The following is a 19362-nucleotide window of genomic DNA, read 5'->3' on the forward strand; positions in this document are numbered from 1 at the left end:
TATGGAAGCAAAATTGCGTGCTGTGGAAAAGTTTCAGAAAATTCAGCGAAAACATCGAGATAGGATGTCAACGCAGTTGGAATCGCTGCGTCAACAGCACACACTAGCCCAGCTGCGTTTACAACAGCTTATGGACCTCAAAAGCCAGACTCAGCCACGATCGAGTACTGCAACGTCTTTGCACCGAGAGGCACTGCTCAATCGCAGTCGTGTCGATCAGATGCTTCATAGGTTGATTGTCCATCAGGAGCACGAGCAGGAGGTAATGCAAGCGCAGTGCACATCATTGCAAAAGCAGCTGGAAATTAAACATTTTAGAGTTAAAGGTCTAGAAAACACCCTTAAAGGTTGGAAGGAAGAGCACAATTCTGACATTCGATATAAGGAAGAGCTCGCGTTAGAAGAGATTATCAATAGCCGATTCGTGCAAAAAGCTCAATAATTCGTCACCCGCAAGGCTTTGCGTCACCTTAAACGGCATCAAGCCTAATTAACCTAAGGAAGGAGAGAAAGGTTGGTATGCTTAAGTTAAGAGATGCAAATGTCCTTATTATCAAAGAATTTCCCAACAAAAACATCAGTATATCTAGTCTTATGCTGTCATTGGGAATCAAACAACACAAGATAATCCATCTTAATTCTCCTCATGAAGCGCTCAATCGGACGTTCCATGGTCGGTTTGATATTCTGATTTGCGATCAAAGCTTTCGCAAAAACACCGTAAAGTCACAGGATGTGGTTCTTGAGCTGAGGAAAGCGAATACCATTGATGAGCGTTCGACAATCATTATGGATTGTTCTGATAGCAGTCTCCGTGACAGTTCTTACTACTTGGGTGATGTTCACCTTAAACCTGAGGATAATCAGCGAGATATTAGCGTTTTGATCCGCAAGGTGTTTGAGAAGAAGAACAAAGTATGGCCGCTGCTGCAGCGTAACGATCTTGAATGTGCTGACGAGATAGCAAAACGTTACCAATTCTTTGAGCAGCACTACGTTGAGTATCAGTACGATTTCAAACTCAATCGAGCTCATCACCATCTGGTGAAACGTGAGCTTAAGCAAGCAACTGAGTTATACGGAGCCTTGATAAAAGAAGCCGGCAAGCGAGATTATTCCCTAGAGATTAGCCTGTTTCTCAATGCTCTGGTGTTAAATGCGCAGTCAGGCGACGCACTAGAATTGTATAACAAGTTTAGTTCAGCCAAGTTTCAACTCGGTCAGCCATTTGATGAGATAGGAACGTTGCTGATGTTGAAAAATGGCAACATCCAGGAGGCTTATCGCTTGCTGAGTCGGTCAGGCTCACGCTGGGGTCTGAATTTGGCTCAGCAGACATCGTTGGCGCTGATGAGTATTACCGCTGGCCGACATGATGATGCTTTGGTGCATTTTTCCTCTGGTCTTAACACGGCCAAGCTGATTAACCGAGATGTTGCCCAATACACACTAAATTATCTGTTTGCGTTGTTAATGCTTTGGATGCGAAGTGAAGAAGGGAGCGGCTTGTATGGGAAGAAGTTTGACCAGGTTGTTAAAGAAATTTCTCGCTATAAGCTCACAGAGAGCGAAAGCCAGCATTTGGCGTTAATTCAACTCCATGCTGAATTTCTTACGGGGGCTCGTCAAAGTGCAGAGTCTGTATTGGATAGCTTTACCCGCAAGCTGGACAAAGTGAGTAGTGTGGCGAAAATCCACGCACTGTACCTTTCTACTGGGCTATCCAACAAAGATAATTTGACCCTCATTGTTGATAATCTTATCCATCATGACAGCGTGTTCATGTTTGACCCCCTGCCACCAGTTTGTGCGGCGTTGGTTAAATGTATTGCCTTTAAACAATTTGCCAGTGACATGAAGCGTTTTCATCGCGAGAAAGTTGCGGAGTAATTTTCTCGCTGTTTTTCGTACCAAAATAGGCAAAGCGACCTGTTTTGACCTGCAATTAAATTCGATTTTTATCTCTGGGATAAGGTTTCCGAATTGGAAACCTGCCTCTTTTCGCGTTGTTCTGCCCTGATAGAATTCCTTGCACTTGAATGATTGTAAGACTGTGTCATTGAGAAAATATGGAATCTAATCACTTAACCGTTATGGTCACAGGCATTGATGGGACGCGCTTTTTTAATCTTTCGTTCCGCGCCATAACCGGGATTAAGTATTCTCTGTTATTCATTGTTGTGGTGTTTTGCACGCTGCTTGGGCTTTTGTCTATGCTCGCGGGGGATGCCTCAGATTCTGAGCGAGAAAAAAGTGAGTTGTTGAGTAAGACCTATTCTCTTGAGAAAGAGTTGGTACGTTCTCATGAATTTCAGAGTGATTTAGAAAGCCACCTGACAAAGAAGAAGAATGATCTCGCTTATGTGACGGACAAGCTGCGTGATATTGAGTCTGCGTTGGCGCTTTCTAACGAGTCTTTAGATTTAAGAGATCGAGTGGATAGTGCCGCACTTAGTACCGCTGTTCGTCACCAAATGATGCAGTTGATACCCAATGGTCGACCTGTGAAATCTGGTTATCTTTCTTCCCATTATGGCCGCCGGGTACATCCCGTAACCAAAATGAAGACTATGCATCATGGTATTGACTATGCGGTGAATGCAGGTACGCCAATTTATGCTCCTGCAGATGGCATTATTGAAGTGGCGAGAAAGAGTAATAAAGGCTCAGGTAATTTCTTAAAACTAGCGCACTCATTTGGCTTTACTTCTTCTTATTCTCACTTGAGTGCATTCAAGGTGCAACGTGGAGATTACGTTAAAAAGGGTGATTTGATTGGCTTGTCAGGTAACTCTGGGTTGTCGACTGGGTATCACCTTCATTATGAGGTTCGTTTGGTGGGGCGCTCTCTGGATCCTTTGCCTTTCACTAAATGGGAAATGAACAACTTTGACTCGATTTTCGAATCGAATAAGGACGTAAAATGGGATTACTTGGTAAACAGAATAGAGAATCAAATAGCCACTGCTCTCAAACTGTCATCGCGGAAGGAGGCTACATTGAAGGACAACTCAAGCTTACTTGTCACATCCAGATAGATGGACAAATAAAGGGCAGTATTGAAACCGATCGAAGTGTCACTATCAGTGCGACGGGCTCAGTGGATGGTTCAATTCGAGCCGAGCGTTTAATCGTTAATGGTCGCTTTCTTGGCAAGGTGTACACCAAAAGCTTGGAGATTCTTGAGCACGGTTACCTTGAAGGGGAGGTGTCTGCCACAGAGTTCACTATTCAGAAAGGCGGTGTCTTTCTTGGGAATTCAAAGAATGTCTCCACAGAAGAAGTTGTGAATCTAGACGCTGCGAAAAAGACATCAAAACCAAAGGCGAAAACAGAACAAGGTAAAGTCGAGCAGTGCGCTTGAGTCGTTACTAGGCTCTTTAAAACGAAAAAAGACGTCCTAGGACGTCTTTTTCTTGAATTTGGCTCCCCCTGCGGGACTCGAACCCAAATAGATAGATACTATTTCCTGCTTGGTCTAAGCCTGTGCTGAGACAGTTTAGGTGTAGGACAAATGACCTATCCGTGCACTTAAAGTCAGTTGCTAGCTTTATTAACAATTACTTTATGCTGCTTAAAGAAAAGATCGATACGGGTTCAGTGTTCTATGTATGGCGCAAGCGAGAGGACAAGGTGCCGTCACACAACTATCGCGTGATGTTGTTTACTGACTACAGCAAACATTTTGTCCTAACCATATGCTGGGACAAGCGCAACGAATTGGTTGAGCACCTTAAAGAGGCTTGGCAAGAAGCGATAGAGGAGCACTACAGCGGCAAAGAGCGCTCATTGGTATTACTTGACACACCCAACTTTGTACAGAAAGGAGCTATTAGTATATTGGCCAGCTTATTCTAGTTCTGAGTTGGGCGTATGTAAAACCACTAGGGGTTGAATATCGCAACTAGGGATTGAGATTGCGCTGAAGGTACCTTACTTGTCCCTTCTTGAGTTCCGTCAGTTGTCCAGAAATCTATGTTATTGCCGTTAGTTCCGTCCACACCTACAAAAAGCAATTTGTTTTCAGAAACTGGGTCGATTCCTGTGACATCAGTATAAAACTCATACATGGTACTTGGTGCAGGATCTTGTAAAACAATGACCTCATTCCCATCTGCTTTTATCAAGAAAGCGTCAGAGTTAGAGTTCTCCATCGATACAATCGCCTCCCCATTGACTATCGCTAGGTCTTCCACTCGGCCATTGAGTTGTTGCGTAACAAAGTTTCCGCCAGCAATTGATCTTGATAGATAGGTTTTTTCATCTCCTGTCACGGGGCGATGATGGTGTGCAACGTAAAGTATGTTACCCCTGACTTTAACATCTTGAGCATCAGTGCTTGATCGAACGTTTGAATCATAGAAAGACATTGTTGATTGTGATGTGATCTGACCGTCTTTAATTTGATAGACAGATTCTTGAACAAACAAGTAGATCTCCGAGTTGAAGACAACAAGCCTGTGCACATTACCGGGCAAATCAGAGACAAGTTCTTTTGTAGTCGCAACTGAGCCTTCAGTCACGTATAAATTTGTTTTTGTGCCATCATTCGCGACAAAATAGAACATGTCGCCAACGGATACGTATTGTCTAATGTTCGCAGATTGTGGGCCAGGCGCAACAATGATTCTTTCAGAGGCCCCTACAGAGTTTACATCCTTAGTCTTAGGAATTGCAGATAGCTCTCTACCTTCATTGCTACTCACCAACTCAGATTCTACGTAAACGTGGCTGTCACTTTGGGCAATAACTTTTGGAGAAAAATAGGGCCAACTGTACACATCACCGCTTGTTGTATCCAGTATAGAGACTCCCACATCATTTCCTGGGTTTGTATTTGATTCTGTGGCAATGTAGATCATATTGTTGTCAACCACAAAACTATCTTGGCCGCTCAATTGGTAGGCTTGCAAGACTCCTATAGATGGGTGAGTTAGACCATAACTCGTTGATAGTGTGCCATTGGTCGTATTGTAGCTAACTAGCTGTGACGACATACTGTTAATATTATCGCCAATCCAGAATACGTTGTCATTGTTTACTGAGAAGGCTCGAGGACTTGTTGTTGTAGCAGGATCTCCCAATACACTGAAACTGGTTCCGTCAGTCGAATAAGCAGTGCGGATTGCAGTAGTTGCATCAGTAGCAGGTACGACGAACAGTCTTTTAACGCTATCGGCTGATCTTGCTTCGGCTAGAACCTCTAACCCATTGTCTTCTCCGTCTACATTAGTTGAGTCTGACCCAGACCCTGATCCCCCGTTACAACCTGAAAGCGTGGCTCCGATTAAACAGGCAATAAAGGCGGTTTTGGCTTGTCGCATTTTGTTATCTCCATAATTCGTTTTAAACGCGGTAATCATAAGAGAGATAAAAAAAATCGATAACTACCCTGATGGGTAGTAGACTTTGAGCAGCAACAAGTTCTAGATCTCAAGTGTTGGTAGGTGAGACATTAGCGGTAATCGCGAGATACAATAACCCTTAACAACATCTTCTATGAGGTATAAATAGATGGTAGAGCCCCATGACTCTTTGGTTACAGCTATTGCAAACAGTGAACTAGGATGGCAGAACGTTGCGATAGATATGGTAAAGCAGTTCAGTTTGCACGTTTGTCATATTATGGTGGTTAACCGCAAAACATTAACGATTCGCTACCATATCGATGCAGGAGAAAAGCTTGCCGACGATCTGGCTCGTGAATACCTTAAAGTCATTCAAAGCGATCAAATAATGATGCAGATTTTAAGCTACCCACCCGTTGACTCTTTTTATGCAGTTTCACAGCTTTCCGCAGACGAGTATCGCTACTACATCAATAGTGAATTTTATAAAACGTGGTCAAAGCCGCAGGGCTTAGTAGACAGCGCAACACTGTGTTTAAATGAAGATGGCGATTGGCTGACTTTAATGATGTGTAACAGGAACAGATCTGTTGGGGACTTTACTCAAACGGATTTGAGTGAAATGAACGCTATGATTCCGCAACTCAAACGCGCAGCACTACATACGTTTTCACATCAGGCTGACCATTTATTGTCGTCTCGATTTACTAGCCTGTTAGAAACATTTCGTATTCCAGTCGCTATATTGACAGAGCGTGGGCAGCTATGTGCCATGAATCGAGCAATGCAAAATCTGATATGCGATAAGAACGAAATTAAAATTATCAATAACTGTCTTACTTTAGATCACCGTGAAAAAAATCAAATGTTATACAGTAATCTAATTCAAGCAAGTAAACGCTTGGATGTGTATCAAGATTATACACTGGTTGAGCATGACAATATCGATTTAAGTAATAAGCTGACCATAGGAGTCCAACCTTTGGAAACCTCTTTAAGTTGTGGGAAGCAATATCTCAATGGCGTAATGATCTATGCGATATCGCCGAAAATCATCTCCCCTGCTCCTATTGATAAACTAATGATTCTATTCGACCTAACTGGGAAAGAGGCTATAGTATGTCAAAAGCTCGCGATGGGGCATCCTGTTAAACGCATTGCCTTAGATGAAAACATCTCTGTCAATACAGTCAAATTTCACGTTAAACAAATATTTCAAAAAACAGGCTGTAATGACAAAGTGTCATTGGCGAGCTTAGTCAATGTCATCCCTAATGGGACGGTATAGATAAAACAACCGAGCGCTAATGATGACTCATAGGGTAGTAAGTAACTTCAAAAGGAAGAGCAATGACAACTCTTCCTTTTTAGGCTCCATTTCTTCAATACGAAGTACTGATAGGTGAAATCTTTGGCTGCGGATTTTTCATAAATTTCAATTTCTCCTTAATACCTATGAGCACCTGCGAGTCAGGCATGGCTGGCGTTAACTATTCCATTCTCTCGGTAAGTGGGTGCCTGTAGTTTTTCTAGGCCCTCACCTCTAAAGAGAACTGATCAACTTCTGGATTGGGCGTGTCTGTTAATCACTCGAAGTCACTGATAATAATAACACTTAGGTGTGATTCAATGATGCGGCGTGTAAGGCTGGGACGCAACGAGTGCAGCTACAAAGTTACCTATTTGAGTATCGATGCACGAAAGAGATAAATCCTATTGATGAGTGAATTACTAACGTGAGGAACTGAAGGAACAACGGTCACACTCTTGCGCATTGCTGAGAACAAATAGAGGTTATCAGCCCTGCTCCCTCTATGGATTGAGTAGAATAGGCCTTGTTAACGGATACTCCATCTAAGCCAGTGATGCTTAGAAATGGAATGAGTAAATCGTGGAGCTTGTCTACTGAAGGGCAAGAGGCCTTATCGCCAGAGGCAAAAAACGCCTTTCTCTCTAGAGCGAAAATATCTCGTGGAGCGGTAAGTAGAGCAGCGTCAAGTCAAAGCCGTGCGGCATACGCTCCAAGCATCGAAGAGACCTATGTCCCTGAGCCCATCAAGCCTGATATGTCTGATGCTCCACCCCAACTCAGTTATGAATATTGCTTTGAGATAGCGTGCTCTGAGGACACGTTCAAAAAAAGCGTGGGCTGTGCGTTTCAACTGGGCAAGACCAAACAAGAATCCATGATTGGTCGCTGGCAGACGGAGCCCACGGAACACGGTACTAAGTACATCGCTCACACGGCCTTTGATGAGCCGAAAAAATTGTTTGCGAAAGTGGCAGATAGTTCAATGGGCATCAACTTACCTGACGGCGTGCAAGTGAAACCAATAGGCTCCGGTGTTGTGGAAGAAGCGTTTATCCCAGTCGTCCCATCGGTGCAGCTAGGGGAGCGATTAGGACTGCCAACAGAAGGTTACTATTACCACTTTCATAACGACCGATTAGTGCAAGAGTACAAGCTGCTGGGTGAAGGCAAGTGGGCATTTTACGCTACATGTTCCACGCATGAGCAACTGAATGATGAGCAAGGCTACAATCGACTGCAAAGCGCTATCTTAGTGTACTGGAAACTGACTGGCCAAGACGTTGAAAACCAAAGCCTTGTGTACCTTGAACAGCAAATCACCCGAGAAGAGCTTGATAATCTCAATGATGACTGGGTGGCTCAGCACGGTATCAAGGTTGATATCAATGAACTGCTTTCGGTGTCGAAAGAAGCTCACGTCGAACGACAGCCGGACTCAGCGCAGGATAAGCCTAGTGCTGAAATAAAGACATACAACAAGCTTGCCAATTCAATTTATGATTACTCAAGGCCTTACCTCCTTGGTTCCACTGCAAAAGCTGTTAATTCGGAAGGTGTGGTTCATGAAGATCTCGCCATCGTTAACTTAAAAGAGGTTGAAGAGCAGATAGAGTTCCAATTGGGCTTTGCGAGGGTGGAAGAGTCTCAGTCTCTCAGTGATTATTGGGAACAAGCGCTAAGTGGTGCCTCTTCGAAAACGAAATCCCTGATCCAAGAACACAACCAACATCTGAATGACCCCTTAATTCCTGGAGAAATGGTTATCTTCCTAACGAAGGCGCCGTCTTCAAAAGAGGAAAAAGCCAAGCTAACGTCATTAAAAGAGAATTCAGAGTTAGCCAGTGAAGAGCTGGGTAAGTTGAGTCCCGACCAAGTCGAATTGCATCAAGCTTACTTTGAAGTAATAGAAAATAAGCTGGTGGAGTATTGGAATACGGGTAAGCCGTCGGACTCATTCGCATACATGGGAGCAGCAGTTGGAACAATAGCGCCTGCAATGCAGAAAAATCTGGAAAATGTATCTTCATCACTCAAAAAGATGGATCGTCTATACCTCGATCTCCTAGCTAAAAAAATCGACCGTTCAAGCTTTGTTCGACAGAGACAAGGTTTGAAGAAAATCCTCGATAAGCAGTTGGATAAATTTACGCAGCGTACTCTGAAGATACCAGTCGACCAAGGCTTAAAGACGAGTTTGGGCATAGACTCTACTAAGTCACTCATTCACAATGCTGATGAAATATTAAAGGCAGGCTCGGTTCCCGAGCTGGGAGCCCGTGTAGCCAATACCGCTAAGTGGATAACTTATGCGGAGAAAGCAGGAAAACTATCGTTAGGCCTTGGAGTTGCAAGCGGCGTATACAATGTTACCCAAAACTGTGAGTCGTTAGCATCATGTACTCGTCAAGCTGCAATTGAAACTGGAGGCGTTGCTGGTGGATGGGCTGGAGGGATGTTAGGCGCTGGTATTGCTGGTCTTTTGGTTGTTGGTCTATCTATAAGTGCTGCACCAGTTGTGATGTTGCTTTATGCAGGGGGAGCCCTGACTGGTGGGTTCATTGGAGCTGGCGCTGGCAAAGAGCTTTTTGAAGAAAAATATGACCTGTTGGGCTTAGATAGTTATCTTGATTCTGTAGAAAAGGAATTGGAAAAAGGTATCCCAGTGGAAGTGGAAAACTATATTAATTCAAATAGATATAGTGACTTTGATATGCCAAAAGTATTTTAAGAGCACAGTATGGAAGACTTTTTTACCCTCATTCACAAGTTGGCTAGCCTATGGGTTTTTATCTGGGCATTGCCATTTATGTTTTATTCTTATCGCTACTGCTTCGGTGATCAGCGATATATTGATGAACTGATTGACAATTTGTCTAAAGAACCAGAGCAGTTTAAGGAAAAGTGGTATCTGAATACGTCAGGCCTAGGGGCCGGAGGATTGTTTGTGATGTATGCACTCTTCTATCCTTTAGTGCGTTATAGGGCTAAAAAGAGAACCATGAAATTTGATTTTTTTATGTGGGCTAACTTTGCTTTTTTGCTAAGCTTTCTCATTTAGCTTATTTACTTTGTTAGTATTCAATTGAATTAATGACTTGTAACTACGTTTTTCCAGTGGTGTTTAAATCTTTGATAGGGCTTGTGTTTTTTGCATGGGCTCTAGTCTATTTTTATCATCTTGTCGTCTATTCTTTAGGCGACAAAAAGCACATAAATCAATTAGTAGACAACTTAGCGCAAGAGCCAGAAAGCTTTAAGAGTAAAAACTACATTGCTATGAATAGTATGGGGGCGGGTGGTTTATTCTCATACTTCTGCTTGGTTTATCCTTTTGTAAGACATCGAAGAAGAGAAAAGAAGTGGTCTTCTGACATTTTTATGTGTTTAAACTGGTTATTTTTTATGACCGTGCTTTACATTTTTGTTTTCGTGTAAAGGGTTAATACAACTATCATTTTTTGGTAGGAATACACGCTTTTTTACAGAGAACACCTTTCTTCAAATAGATTTGTTGAGACAAAACATGGGGAGCGGGACAGCTCCCCATTGTCATTTTTAGCTTTGGCTGGTGGTACTTTTTACTTCTAACCAGCTGTTTGTTACTTCAGCTAATGTAGATTCTACGCTGTTGCTCGGTTATTTGTTGGTTCTTGAGTTTAACTTGAGGATCAATGCCTTGCAGGAGCGTCTCTATCGCTCCAAGAGCTCTCTTTCTTGCATTAGTGAGTGGAAAGCTGCCAAACGTCATGTTAGCGCGTTTACCGTTGTGCGGGCGTGTATAGTTGAATAACCACGTCTTTGTACCGTTTGGTTTTACACGTAGACGAAGGCCGTTATCATCAAAGAGTGTAAATTCTTTATCTTGTAGTTTAGCGTTGAGATTTGTTTATCTGTTAAAGATTTAGTTGTTCTTTCCATGATTGTTACGCCGTAAATTGGAACATACGGACAATGTACCTATTTGTGTACCTAAACTTCTAAACTAGTACGAGTCAGGAAAAGACATTAAGAGAATACAATTCCTTGAAATAGCTAGGTTTAGATACAAAAAAAGACGTCCTAGGACGTCTTTCTTCTTGAATTTGGCTCCCCCTGCGGGACTCGAACCTGCGACATACGGATTAACAGTCCGCCGTTCTACCAACTGAACTAAGGGGGAATTGCGTTTAAGCGCTGCGAATATTATCGATGAGACGAAATTCTGTCAACCTCAAAATTGCCTCATTTCTCTAAATTTTTTTGTTAAAAAATGCTTTACTTTTTTGTAGCCCTTGACGTGTATAGGCTAGGTTTACTTATCCACCAAAATTGTGGATAACTGTGTTAATGAATCTTGGGCAATGAATAAATCTAGCAATAATAGGGTTTTAGCTCTAAAAATAATCAATCAGGATCATGAGCTAACTTATTGTATAATAAAGCATCAAAGCAGGCTTAGATCGTACTTTGTTCCGTCAATAAATTTTTGAACGATGTGGGTAAGTTTAAGTTTTATAGAAAAATGTGGGTAAGCTGTGGTTAGTTTTTGGAGTTTTTAAGAGAGGGATCTCGAGTAGGGCGAGAGATAATAGCAGGATTGAAGATAGGGATCTAGCATTAGCAGAGCAAATTTTTTAAAACAGAGGGTTATTTTCTCTTCTGCTATTGTATCTGTATATCTATACAGTCAAAATAGACCGGATGTCTTCTTCATTTTCGGACGAGGTGCAAATGAGCAAAGTTTTTGATTTGGTGTCGGATTACCAACCATCAGGTGACCAGCCAACCGCGATTAGCCAGTTACTGGATGGGTTAGATTCGGGCCTCGCTCACCAAACTTTGTTGGGGGTGACTGGCTCAGGTAAGACGTTCACCCTTGCTAATGTCATTGCGCAGGCGCAGCGTCCGGCCATTTTATTGGCACCGAATAAAACGCTAGCAGCACAGCTTTATGGAGAGATGAAAGCGTTTTTCCCTAATAATGCGGTTGAGTACTTTGTGTCTTACTATGATTATTACCAACCTGAAGCCTATGTACCGACGACGGATACCTTTATAGAGAAAGATGCGTCTGTGAACGCGCATATCGAGCAAATGCGTCTCTCAGCAACCAAAGCCCTACTGGAACGAAAAGATGCCATTATCGTCGCTTCTGTGTCCGCGATTTATGGTCTGGGTGATCCGCAGTCCTATTTACAGATGATGCTGCATATCCGCCGTGGAGACGTGATGGACCAGCGTGATATCCTGCGTCGTTTGGCGGAGCTGCAGTATAGTCGCAATGATGTGGCTTTTGAGCGAGGTCAGTTTCGTGTGCGTGGTGAAGTGATCGATGTTTTTCCTGCTGAATCGGATCAGGATGCTGTAAGAATCGAAATGTTTGATGATGAGATCGATTGCATTAGTATTTTCGATCCCCTCACAGGCGTTGTTAAACAGCGCGATTTACCTCGTTTTACCATCTATCCAAAAACGCACTATGTGACGCCCAGAGATAAAATCCTAGAGGCGATAGAGAACATTAAAGTTGAGCTGGAAAGTCGAAAGAAATACTTGCTGGACAACAACAAACTACTCGAAGAACAACGTATCTCCCAGCGAACCCAGTTCGATATTGAAATGATGACTGAGCTTGGTTTCTGTTCGGGAATTGAAAACTACTCGCGCTATCTCAGTGGTCGCAGTGAAGGTGAGCCGCCACCGACTTTATTTGATTATTTGCCTCATGATGGTCTGCTAGTGATCGATGAATCGCATGTGACGGTGCCACAAATTGGTGCCATGTTTAAAGGCGATCGATCTCGCAAAGAAACATTGGTGGAATTTGGCTTCCGTTTGCCTTCAGCCTTGGATAATCGCCCGCTAAAGTTTGAAGAGTTCGAATCTCTTGCGCCACAAACCATTTTTGTCTCTGCCACACCGGGTAACTATGAGCTGGAGAAGTCCGATGGTCAAATAGCCGATCAAGTCGTACGTCCAACGGGCTTACTCGACCCAGAGTTAGAAGTTCGCCCAGTCGCAACTCAGGTGGATGATTTGCTCTCTGAAATTCGGATTCGTTCTGCTAAAGACGAGCGTGTCCTTGTTACGACTCTGACAAAACGGATGGCAGAAGATCTGACCGAGTATCTAACAGAACATGATGTTCGTGTTCGTTATCTTCACTCTGATATCGATACGGTTGAGCGAGTCGAGATTATTCGTGATCTGAGGTTAGGTGAGTTTGATGTACTGGTTGGTATCAACCTGTTACGAGAAGGCTTAGATATGCCGGAGGTCTCGCTAGTAGCTATTCTGGACGCTGACAAGGAAGGTTTCTTACGCTCAGAACGTTCGCTAATTCAGACCATAGGCCGTGCGGCACGTAATATTAGTGGTAAGGCGATTCTTTATGCTGACACTGTCACGAAATCGATGCACAAAGCAATGGGAGAAACTAACCGTCGCAGAGAGAAACAGCAAGCATACAATGATAAGATGGGTATCAAGCCTCAGGCTCTGAAACGTAATATCAAAGATATTATGGAGCTTGGGGATATTGCTAAGAGCAAGAAGCCACGAGCAAATAAGCAGGTTCCGTTATCCAAAGTTGCAGAGCCCTCACAATCATATAATGCGATGACGCCTCAGCAACTTGAAAAAGAGATTAGCAAGCTGGAAGCCCAGATGTATCAGCACGCCCAAGATTTGGAGTTTGAAGCAGCGGCTGAGAAGCGAGATCAGATAGAGAAGTTACGTCAGCAGTTTATTGCCAACAGCTGATCCTATGCACCTCTGACAGACAGGTAAAAAAATAGCCAGTAGAAAGCATTCTATTGGCTGTAATTTGTGAATACTAAGTTCACTAACAACGTCAGTTGGCTAGGTGACCCATGAGGGTCAATTTGGTAGCAGCATTTAGCGTGCCAATTTTTTTACGCCAATTTTCGCGCATTTCTCGTTTTTTTAGTATTTAATTTGCAAAATGCAAAGCGCAATGCAATCATTTATACAAATTGCAAAGAAAAAATCGGCTAGGTTATGCAACACAATACGCAAACACAAAAGTCTAAATACCTTTTGATGGTGGAAGATACCGCATCGGTTGCGGCGTTGTATCGATCTTATCTCACCCCATTGGGTATCGACATCAATATTGTTGGTACTGGGCGCGATGCTATTGAAAGTCTCAACTTTCGCACTCCTGATTTAATTCTGTTGGATCTTCGCCTTCCCGACATGACGGGGATGGATGTTTTACATGCTGTAAAGCAGAAAATGCCGGATGTGCCGGTGATCTTCATGACGGCTCATGGATCGATTGATACCGCTGTAGAAGCCATGCGTCATGGTGCGCAAGACTTCTTGATTAAGCCATGTGAAGCAGATCGTCTTCGTGTCACGGTGAACAATGCTATTCGTAAAGCAACCAAGCTTAAAAATGAAGCAGATAATCCCGGCAACCAGAATTATCAGGGGTTTATAGGCAGTAGCCACACTATGCAGGCTGTCTATCGTACCATTGACTCGGCGGCATCCAGTAAAGCCAGTATTTTTATCACTGGGGAAAGCGGTACCGGTAAAGAGGTCTGTGCTGAGGCTATCCACGCCGCGAGTAAACGTGGTGATAAGCCGTTTATTGCGATCAACTGTGCTGCTATCCCCAAAGATCTGATTGAAAGTGAACTGTTTGGCCATGTGAAGGGAGCTTTCACCGGCGCAGCCACTGATCGACAAGGCGCGGCTGAGTTGGCTGATGGAGGCACGCTGTTCCTTGACGAGCTGTGTGAGATGGATCTGGATCTGCAAACTAAGCTACTACGCTTTATTCAGACGGGTACCTTCCAGAAAGTCGGCTCTTCGAAAATGAAAAGCGTCGATGTACGTTTCGTTTGTGCAACCAACCGAGACCCTTGGAAAGAGGTGCAGGAAGGCCGCTTCCGTGAAGATTTGTATTATCGTTTATACGTGATTCCATTACATCTACCCCCTTTGAGGGAACGTGGCGATGATGTCATAGAAATTGCTTATTCTCTGCTAGGCTTTATGTCTAAAGAGGAAGGAAAAGACTTTGTCCGATTAGCACCAGAAGTGGTGAGTCGATTCTCTCAATATGAGTGGCCTGGTAATGTTCGCCAGTTGCAGAATGTTCTGAGAAATGTAGTCGTGCTCAATAATGGCGAAAATATCTCCTTGGATATGCTGCCGCCACCGTTGAATCAACCTGTGGAAAATCAGATTAGGGTTGATCTGCAAGACAAGGACAGCTTTTCTGTGCATGACATTTTCCCTCTGTGGTTAACAGAGAAGAAAGCTATCGAGCAAGCGATTCAGGCGTGCGAAGGAAATATCCCTAAAGCCGCAGGTTATTTGGATGTGAGTCCATCGACTATCTATCGCAAGCTGCAAAACTGGAATACAAAGGAAACACAGTAATCGATCATGGAAGTGTTAAATCAAACTAAAATAGACCGACTGGCGAATGAGATAGGCACAGATAACGTTCCTGTGCTGCTTAATATCTTTCTGGGTGAATTAGCTCAGTACATAGAAAAGCTGAGTACTGGTGAGGAGCTAGACAAAGATGCGTATCTGAAAGAGATTAGCCATGCGCTAAAAAGCAGCGCCGCCAGTTTTGGCGCGGAAGCTCTCTGTGCCTATGCGGTTGAGATTGATGCGAAAGCCAAGTCTGGTCAATCACTTGACCTTAATGACACTCAGCATCAGATGGTTGCGTTGCTGAATGAAACCCAGCAACGCTATCAAGCTCTACTCGCGCAGTAACGACTCAATGGCAGATTGCAGCTTGGATCTGTCATGTCGCCAGTCTCGATTCGGTGAAGCGAGAGGTGTTGTTACGCAATTCCAGTCACTCAGTTCAGGATGTGGCTCTTCTCCCAAAACCACATCAATTTTTCGACCGCGACAGGCACGTTCACACCATTCTAGTTTTTCTTTCAGAGTCATCTTACCCGCAGGGCCGTATTCTGGAGAGAGGTTCTCAACGAAAACCAGCTGGGCTTTTTGATTGTTCTCAATTGCTCGGCCAATTTCAGATAACAGCAAAGGCGGCATAATACTGGTTAGAAAGCTGCCGGGGCCAAGAATGATGGCATCGGCTTGCTCTATCGCGAGTACCCCCTCGCTGGTAGCTGGGACTTCGGGTTCTAAATCGAGACGAACTAATTTTTCTGGCATCTCATCGACGCTGGTTTCCCCCGTGACCCACTGGCCGTTTGTCGCGAGTGCTTTTAGATCAGAAGGGTGCTCGGTCATTGGGATGATATTGACGTCCACTTTGAGCATGTTTCGGATCAGATTTGTTGCATCTAATGGACGAACAGAGAGGTTATCGAGAGCGGTTAGCATCAGGTTACCGAGGTTGTGTCCGTCGAGTTCACCAGAGCCTTTAAAACGGTATTCAAACATCATCGAGCTGATGGAAGGATCGGTAATTAACTGATTAATACAATTGCGAGTGTCACCCCAAGCAATCCCTCCCTGACAGTTTCGGATCCTGCCTGTCGAACCACCGTTATCGGTTGTAGCAACTATGCCTGTTGCGTTCTCACCAAAGTCTTTCAACGCCGCCAGCATACGTCCAAGGCCGTGACCACCACCAACAGCAACTACTTTTTTTGTACAGTACAGAGTCATTAATTTTGCTCTTATTCGATCATATTCATCTACAATCTAGAATAATCGAACGATGCAAAGTACTCAATACGAGGTATTTTGGGTTATGGGTGTGATTTTTTTATCTTGAGGGTAGAAACACACACAATTATTAAGTATTTTATCGTCAGCTACTGTTTTTAAGCTTGGTCTTAACTGGCAGTTGCCATAACTCCGAGCTCATCGGGCTAAGTTCATAGTGAATAAGCGTGCTGAGCCAGTGACAAATTGTCACAAGGGCATAATTGGAAATGATTATCGCCTCCCGTGTTTGGAAAGGTGTTCCGTGGCGCAACAATTCGAAGATAGATTTCAGCGCAAGTTTTATTACTTGCGCCTCTCCGTTACAGATGTCTGTAACTTTAAATGCACATATTGCCTGCCTGATGGTTATAAACCGTCGGGGCAGAAAAACTCGTCTTTTTTAACCCTTCCTGAGATTAAACGTGTGGTCAGAGCATTCGCCGACTGTGGTACGTCGAAAGTACGGATCACTGGTGGGGAACCGAGTCTACGCAAAGACTTCACAGATATTATTCATACGGTTGCTAACACTCAAGGTATTAGTAAAGTCGCGACGACCACCAATGGTTACCGGATGGCAAAGCAGGTAGCTGACTGGAAGCAGGCAGGACTGACGCATATTAATGTTAGCGTTGATAGCCTTGACCCACGCATGTTCTATCAAATCACCGGTGAGAATAAGTTTACAGAAGTCATGGCGGGCATCGATCGGGCGTTTGAAGTCGGCTATGAGCAGGTCAAGGTTAATGTGGTGCTAATGAAAGACCTTAACTCTCACGAATTGCCGGCATTCTTACATTGGATCAAAGATCGCCCCATTCAACTGCGCTTTATTGAGCTAATGCAAACTGGTGAAATGGATCAATTATTTCACAATCATCATGTCTCGGGCGTCGCGATTCGTAATCAACTGATTGCCAATGGCTGGCTACTTAAAGCTCGTGCAAACAATGATGGCCCAGCTCAAGTGTTTGTTCACCCTGATTATCAGGGTGAGATTGGTCTTATTATGCCTTATGAAAAAGACTTCTGTGAAAGCTGCAACCGCTTACGAGTCTCGGCTAAAGGTAAATTGCATCTTTGCCTGTTTGGTGAGCATGGCGTTGAGCTGCGTGACTTATTGCAGCAAGATGAGCAAGAGCAAGCACTTATTCAGCGCATTCAAGAACAGTTACAGACTAAATCAGTGAGCCACTTCCTCCACGATGGCAATGCAGGTATGACACCGCATCTCGCGTCAATTGGCGGCTAAACGCTGATATTCAATTTCAAATCATACTATGTTTGGCTAAGTCTCAGGCTTAGCGTAACCAGAACAAATCGAAATAGGTAGGTGAACAAATGGGTCACGCAGAAAGCAAATTTCAACCAGCAAACATTGCCGTATTAACCGTCTCCGACACACGTACAGAAGAGAACGATACTTCTGGTGCGTATTTGGTTGAGAATGTGAAAGAAGCGGGTCACAACATTGTTGATAAGCAGATCGTCATCGACGATATGTATAAGATCCGTGCCATTGTTTCTCAGTGGATTGCGGATGAAAACGTACAAGCTGTGATGATAACTGGTGGTACGGGTTTTACTTCTCGCGATAGCACTCCAGAAGCGCTGAAACCTCTCTTTGATAAAGAAGTGGAAGGTTTTGGTGAGTTGTTCCGTCAAGTCTCTTATGAAGAAATTGGCACTTCTACCATTCAGTCTCGAGCGATTGCAGGTTTTGCTAATCATACAGTGATTTTTGCCATGCCAGGTTCAACAGGTGCTTGTCGCACGGGGTGGACGAAAATCATCAAACAGCAATTGGACGCCAGCCATCGCCCATGTAACTTCATGCCACACCTTTCGGTATAAGTGGGGGCATTATGAGTCAATTCACTCACATCAATGCTTCCGGTGAAGCCAACATGGTCGATGTGTCGGCTAAAGACGACACGGTTCGTGAGGCACGAGCGGAAGCTTTCGTCCATATGGCTCCAGAAACGTTACAGCTGATTGTTTCTGGTCAGCATCATAAAGGGGATGTATTCGCAACGGCTCGAATTGCGGGTATTCAGGCGGCGAAGAAAACTTGGGATCTGATCCCTCTTTGTCATCCACTTCTTCTTTCGAAAGTCGAAGTGCAGTTGGAAGCGATTGAATTTGAAAACATGGTTCGTATTGAGTCTGTGTGTAAACTAGCAGGTAAGACTGGGGTAGAGATGGAAGCGCTCACCGCAGCGTCAGTGGCTGCGTTGACCATCTACGATATGTGTAAAGCGGTACAGAAGGACATGGTGATTGGTCAGGTTCGTCTGCTGGAGAAAACCGGTGGCAAGTCTGGTCACTTTAAGGTGGATTCATGATTAAAGTTCTGTTTTTTGCTCAAACTCGTGAATTAGTCGATACCGATTCACTCGAACTAGAAGCTCGCTTTGATACTGTTGAGGCTCTACGCGCAGAGCTTGCAACGCGTGAAGGTAAATGGGACTTAGCGTTGGAACCCGGTAAATTATTGGCAGCGGTGAACCAGTCGATTGTACCGCTAGAACACCCTTTGAGTGATGGTGATGAAGTGGCGTTCTTCCCACCCGTCACAGGAGGTTGATAATGAAACGTGTGTCCGTTCAGTTCGAAGATTTCTCTGTTGGTACTGAGTACGAGGCTCTCGCACAGGGCACAGCCTCTGGCGCGGTTGTGACATTTGTTGGCAAAGTACGAGATATGAACCTTGGCGATAATGTAACTGGTCTATCTCTGGAGCATTATCCAGGGATGACAGAAAAAGCACTCGGTGATATTTGCCAGCAGGCTGAGCAGCGCTGGCCTTTGCTTGATGTTCGCGTCATTCACCGTGTCGGTGATTTGGATATTGGTGCTCAAATAGTATTTGTTGGTGTATCCAGTGCACACCGCGGTGCTGCGTTTGAAGCTTGTGAATTCATTATGGATTATCTAAAGACCAAAGCACCATTCTGGAAAAAAGAACGCACAACGGAAGAGATTCGCTGGGTTGAATCCCGAGAGTCGGATGCGAAAGCCGCTGAACGTTGGAAATAATAAAGA

General features: G+C 44.0%; 18 protein-coding genes, 1 tRNA gene, 2 pseudogenes and 1 riboswitch. Of the genes and pseudogenes, 17 read left to right on the forward strand and 4 right to left on the reverse strand.

The window, feature by feature from the left end; genetic code table 11:
• The first annotated feature begins 1 nt into the window (after position 1).
• From L1D31_RS16465 to L1D31_RS16485, 5 genes and pseudogenes are all read left to right on the forward strand, one after another.
• The gene (locus L1D31_RS16465) at positions 2 to 442 is read left to right on the forward strand and encodes a flagellar export protein FliJ (RefSeq protein ID WP_239838160.1); all 441 of its coding nucleotides are present in this window, start codon (positions 2 to 4) and stop codon (positions 440 to 442) included.
• Positions 443 to 519: 77 nt separating this feature from the next.
• Positions 520 to 1890 carry a hypothetical protein gene (locus L1D31_RS16470; RefSeq protein ID WP_239838161.1) on the forward strand — a complete coding sequence of 457 codons (1371 nt, stop codon included), beginning with the start codon at positions 520 to 522 and terminating at the stop codon, positions 1888 to 1890.
• Positions 1891 to 2069: 179 nt separating this feature from the next.
• Positions 2070 to 3038: a M23 family metallopeptidase gene (locus tag L1D31_RS16475; RefSeq protein WP_239838162.1), complete on the forward strand. Its 969-nt coding sequence runs from the start codon at positions 2070 to 2072 to the stop codon at positions 3036 to 3038.
• A complete protein-coding gene (locus L1D31_RS16480; RefSeq protein WP_239838163.1) occupies positions 2924 to 3364 on the forward strand; it encodes a polymer-forming cytoskeletal protein in 441 nt (146 codons plus the stop codon). The genes L1D31_RS16475 and L1D31_RS16480 overlap by 115 nt, the downstream gene beginning before the upstream one ends.
• A 188-nt stretch (positions 3365 to 3552) precedes the next feature.
• Positions 3553 to 3798: pseudogene (locus L1D31_RS16485) on the forward strand (inovirus-type Gp2 protein); the annotation flags it as partial.
• A gap of 86 nt (positions 3799 to 3884) precedes the next feature.
• Here L1D31_RS16485 and L1D31_RS16490 read toward each other — a convergent pair.
• Positions 3885 to 5324, reverse strand: a complete 1440-nt coding sequence (locus tag L1D31_RS16490; RefSeq protein ID WP_239838165.1) for a hypothetical protein — start codon at positions 5322 to 5324, stop codon at positions 3885 to 3887.
• 190 nt (positions 5325 to 5514) lie between these two features.
• Here L1D31_RS16490 and L1D31_RS16495 point away from each other — a divergent pair, with 190 nt between their 5' ends.
• From L1D31_RS16495 to L1D31_RS22680, 4 genes are all read left to right on the forward strand, one after another.
• On the forward strand, positions 5515 to 6636 hold the full coding sequence (locus L1D31_RS16495; protein WP_239838166.1) for a helix-turn-helix transcriptional regulator: 1122 nt from the start codon (positions 5515 to 5517) through the stop codon (positions 6634 to 6636).
• 592 nt (positions 6637 to 7228) lie between these two features.
• On the forward strand, positions 7229 to 9388 hold the full coding sequence (locus tag L1D31_RS16500) for a LysM peptidoglycan-binding domain-containing protein (RefSeq protein ID WP_239838167.1): 2160 nt from the start codon (positions 7229 to 7231) through the stop codon (positions 9386 to 9388).
• A gap of 9 nt (positions 9389 to 9397) precedes the next feature.
• Entirely contained in the window at positions 9398 to 9718 is a 321-nt protein-coding gene (locus L1D31_RS16505; RefSeq protein ID WP_239838168.1) for a hypothetical protein, read from the forward strand.
• A 32-nt stretch (positions 9719 to 9750) separates the two neighbouring features.
• Positions 9751 to 10095, forward strand: coding sequence for a hypothetical protein (locus L1D31_RS22680; RefSeq protein WP_345772841.1), 345 nt, complete (start codon positions 9751 to 9753; stop codon positions 10093 to 10095).
• Between the two features lie 169 nt (positions 10096 to 10264).
• Here L1D31_RS22680 and L1D31_RS16510 read toward each other — a convergent pair.
• Together L1D31_RS16510 and L1D31_RS16515 are read right to left on the reverse strand one after the other, a co-directional pair.
• Positions 10265 to 10471 (reverse strand): annotated as a pseudogene (locus L1D31_RS16510) (Arm DNA-binding domain-containing protein); the annotation flags it as partial.
• 272 nt (positions 10472 to 10743) lie between these two features.
• Positions 10744 to 10819, reverse strand: a tRNA-Asn gene (locus L1D31_RS16515).
• Positions 10820 to 11370: 551 nt separating this feature from the next.
• Between L1D31_RS16515 and uvrB the strand changes: the two genes are divergently transcribed.
• The 3 genes from uvrB (at position 11371) to luxU (ending at position 15402) form a co-directional block, all read left to right on the forward strand.
• Positions 11371 to 13401: an excinuclease ABC subunit UvrB gene (gene uvrB, locus L1D31_RS16520; protein WP_239838169.1), complete on the forward strand. Its 2031-nt coding sequence runs from the start codon at positions 11371 to 11373 to the stop codon at positions 13399 to 13401.
• A 258-nt stretch (positions 13402 to 13659) separates the two neighbouring features.
• Complete coding sequence (gene luxO / locus L1D31_RS16525) at positions 13660 to 15054, forward strand: quorum-sensing sigma-54 dependent transcriptional regulator LuxO (RefSeq protein WP_239838170.1); 1395 nt, start codon at positions 13660 to 13662, stop codon at positions 15052 to 15054.
• 3 nt (positions 15055 to 15057) lie between these two features.
• Complete coding sequence (luxU, locus tag L1D31_RS16530) at positions 15058 to 15402, forward strand: quorum-sensing phosphorelay protein LuxU (protein WP_239838273.1); 345 nt, start codon at positions 15058 to 15060, stop codon at positions 15400 to 15402.
• Here luxU and L1D31_RS16535 read toward each other — a convergent pair.
• Positions 15388 to 16275 carry a YvcK family protein gene (locus L1D31_RS16535; RefSeq protein ID WP_239838171.1) on the reverse strand — a complete coding sequence of 296 codons (888 nt, stop codon included), beginning with the start codon at positions 16273 to 16275 and terminating at the stop codon, positions 15388 to 15390. The genes luxU and L1D31_RS16535 overlap by 15 nt on opposite strands.
• 178 nt (positions 16276 to 16453) lie before the next feature.
• Positions 16454 to 16591: riboswitch (molybdenum cofactor riboswitch) on the forward strand.
• On the opposite strand from L1D31_RS16535, the gene moaA reads away from it, so the two are divergent.
• The 5 genes from moaA to moaE all read left to right on the forward strand — a co-directional run bounded on the left by moaA (position 16580) and on the right by moaE (position 19356).
• The gene (gene moaA / locus L1D31_RS16540) at positions 16580 to 17569 is read left to right on the forward strand and encodes a GTP 3',8-cyclase MoaA (RefSeq protein WP_239838172.1); all 990 of its coding nucleotides are present in this window, start codon (positions 16580 to 16582) and stop codon (positions 17567 to 17569) included. (Overlaps the previous riboswitch by 12 nt.)
• A gap of 89 nt (positions 17570 to 17658) precedes the next feature.
• Complete coding sequence (moaB, locus tag L1D31_RS16545; protein ID WP_239838173.1) at positions 17659 to 18171, forward strand: molybdenum cofactor biosynthesis protein B; 513 nt, start codon at positions 17659 to 17661, stop codon at positions 18169 to 18171.
• Between the two features lie 11 nt (positions 18172 to 18182).
• Positions 18183 to 18662 (forward strand): cyclic pyranopterin monophosphate synthase MoaC, encoded by a 480-nt coding sequence (gene moaC, locus L1D31_RS16550; protein WP_239838174.1) that lies wholly within the window; start codon positions 18183 to 18185, stop codon positions 18660 to 18662.
• The gene (gene moaD / locus L1D31_RS16555) at positions 18659 to 18904 is read left to right on the forward strand and encodes a molybdopterin synthase sulfur carrier subunit (RefSeq protein WP_239838175.1); all 246 of its coding nucleotides are present in this window, start codon (positions 18659 to 18661) and stop codon (positions 18902 to 18904) included. Before moaC ends, moaD begins: the two co-directional genes overlap by 4 nt.
• Positions 18904 to 19356, forward strand: a complete 453-nt coding sequence (moaE, locus tag L1D31_RS16560; protein ID WP_239838274.1) for a molybdopterin synthase catalytic subunit MoaE — start codon at positions 18904 to 18906, stop codon at positions 19354 to 19356. Before moaD ends, moaE begins: the two co-directional genes overlap by 1 nt.
• Positions 19357 to 19362: the final 6 nt, after the last annotated feature.

It is taken from the genome of Vibrio sp. Isolate23 (assembly GCF_022398095.1).
GTDB classification, from domain to species: Bacteria; Pseudomonadota; Gammaproteobacteria; order Enterobacterales; family Vibrionaceae; genus Vibrio; species Vibrio coralliilyticus_A.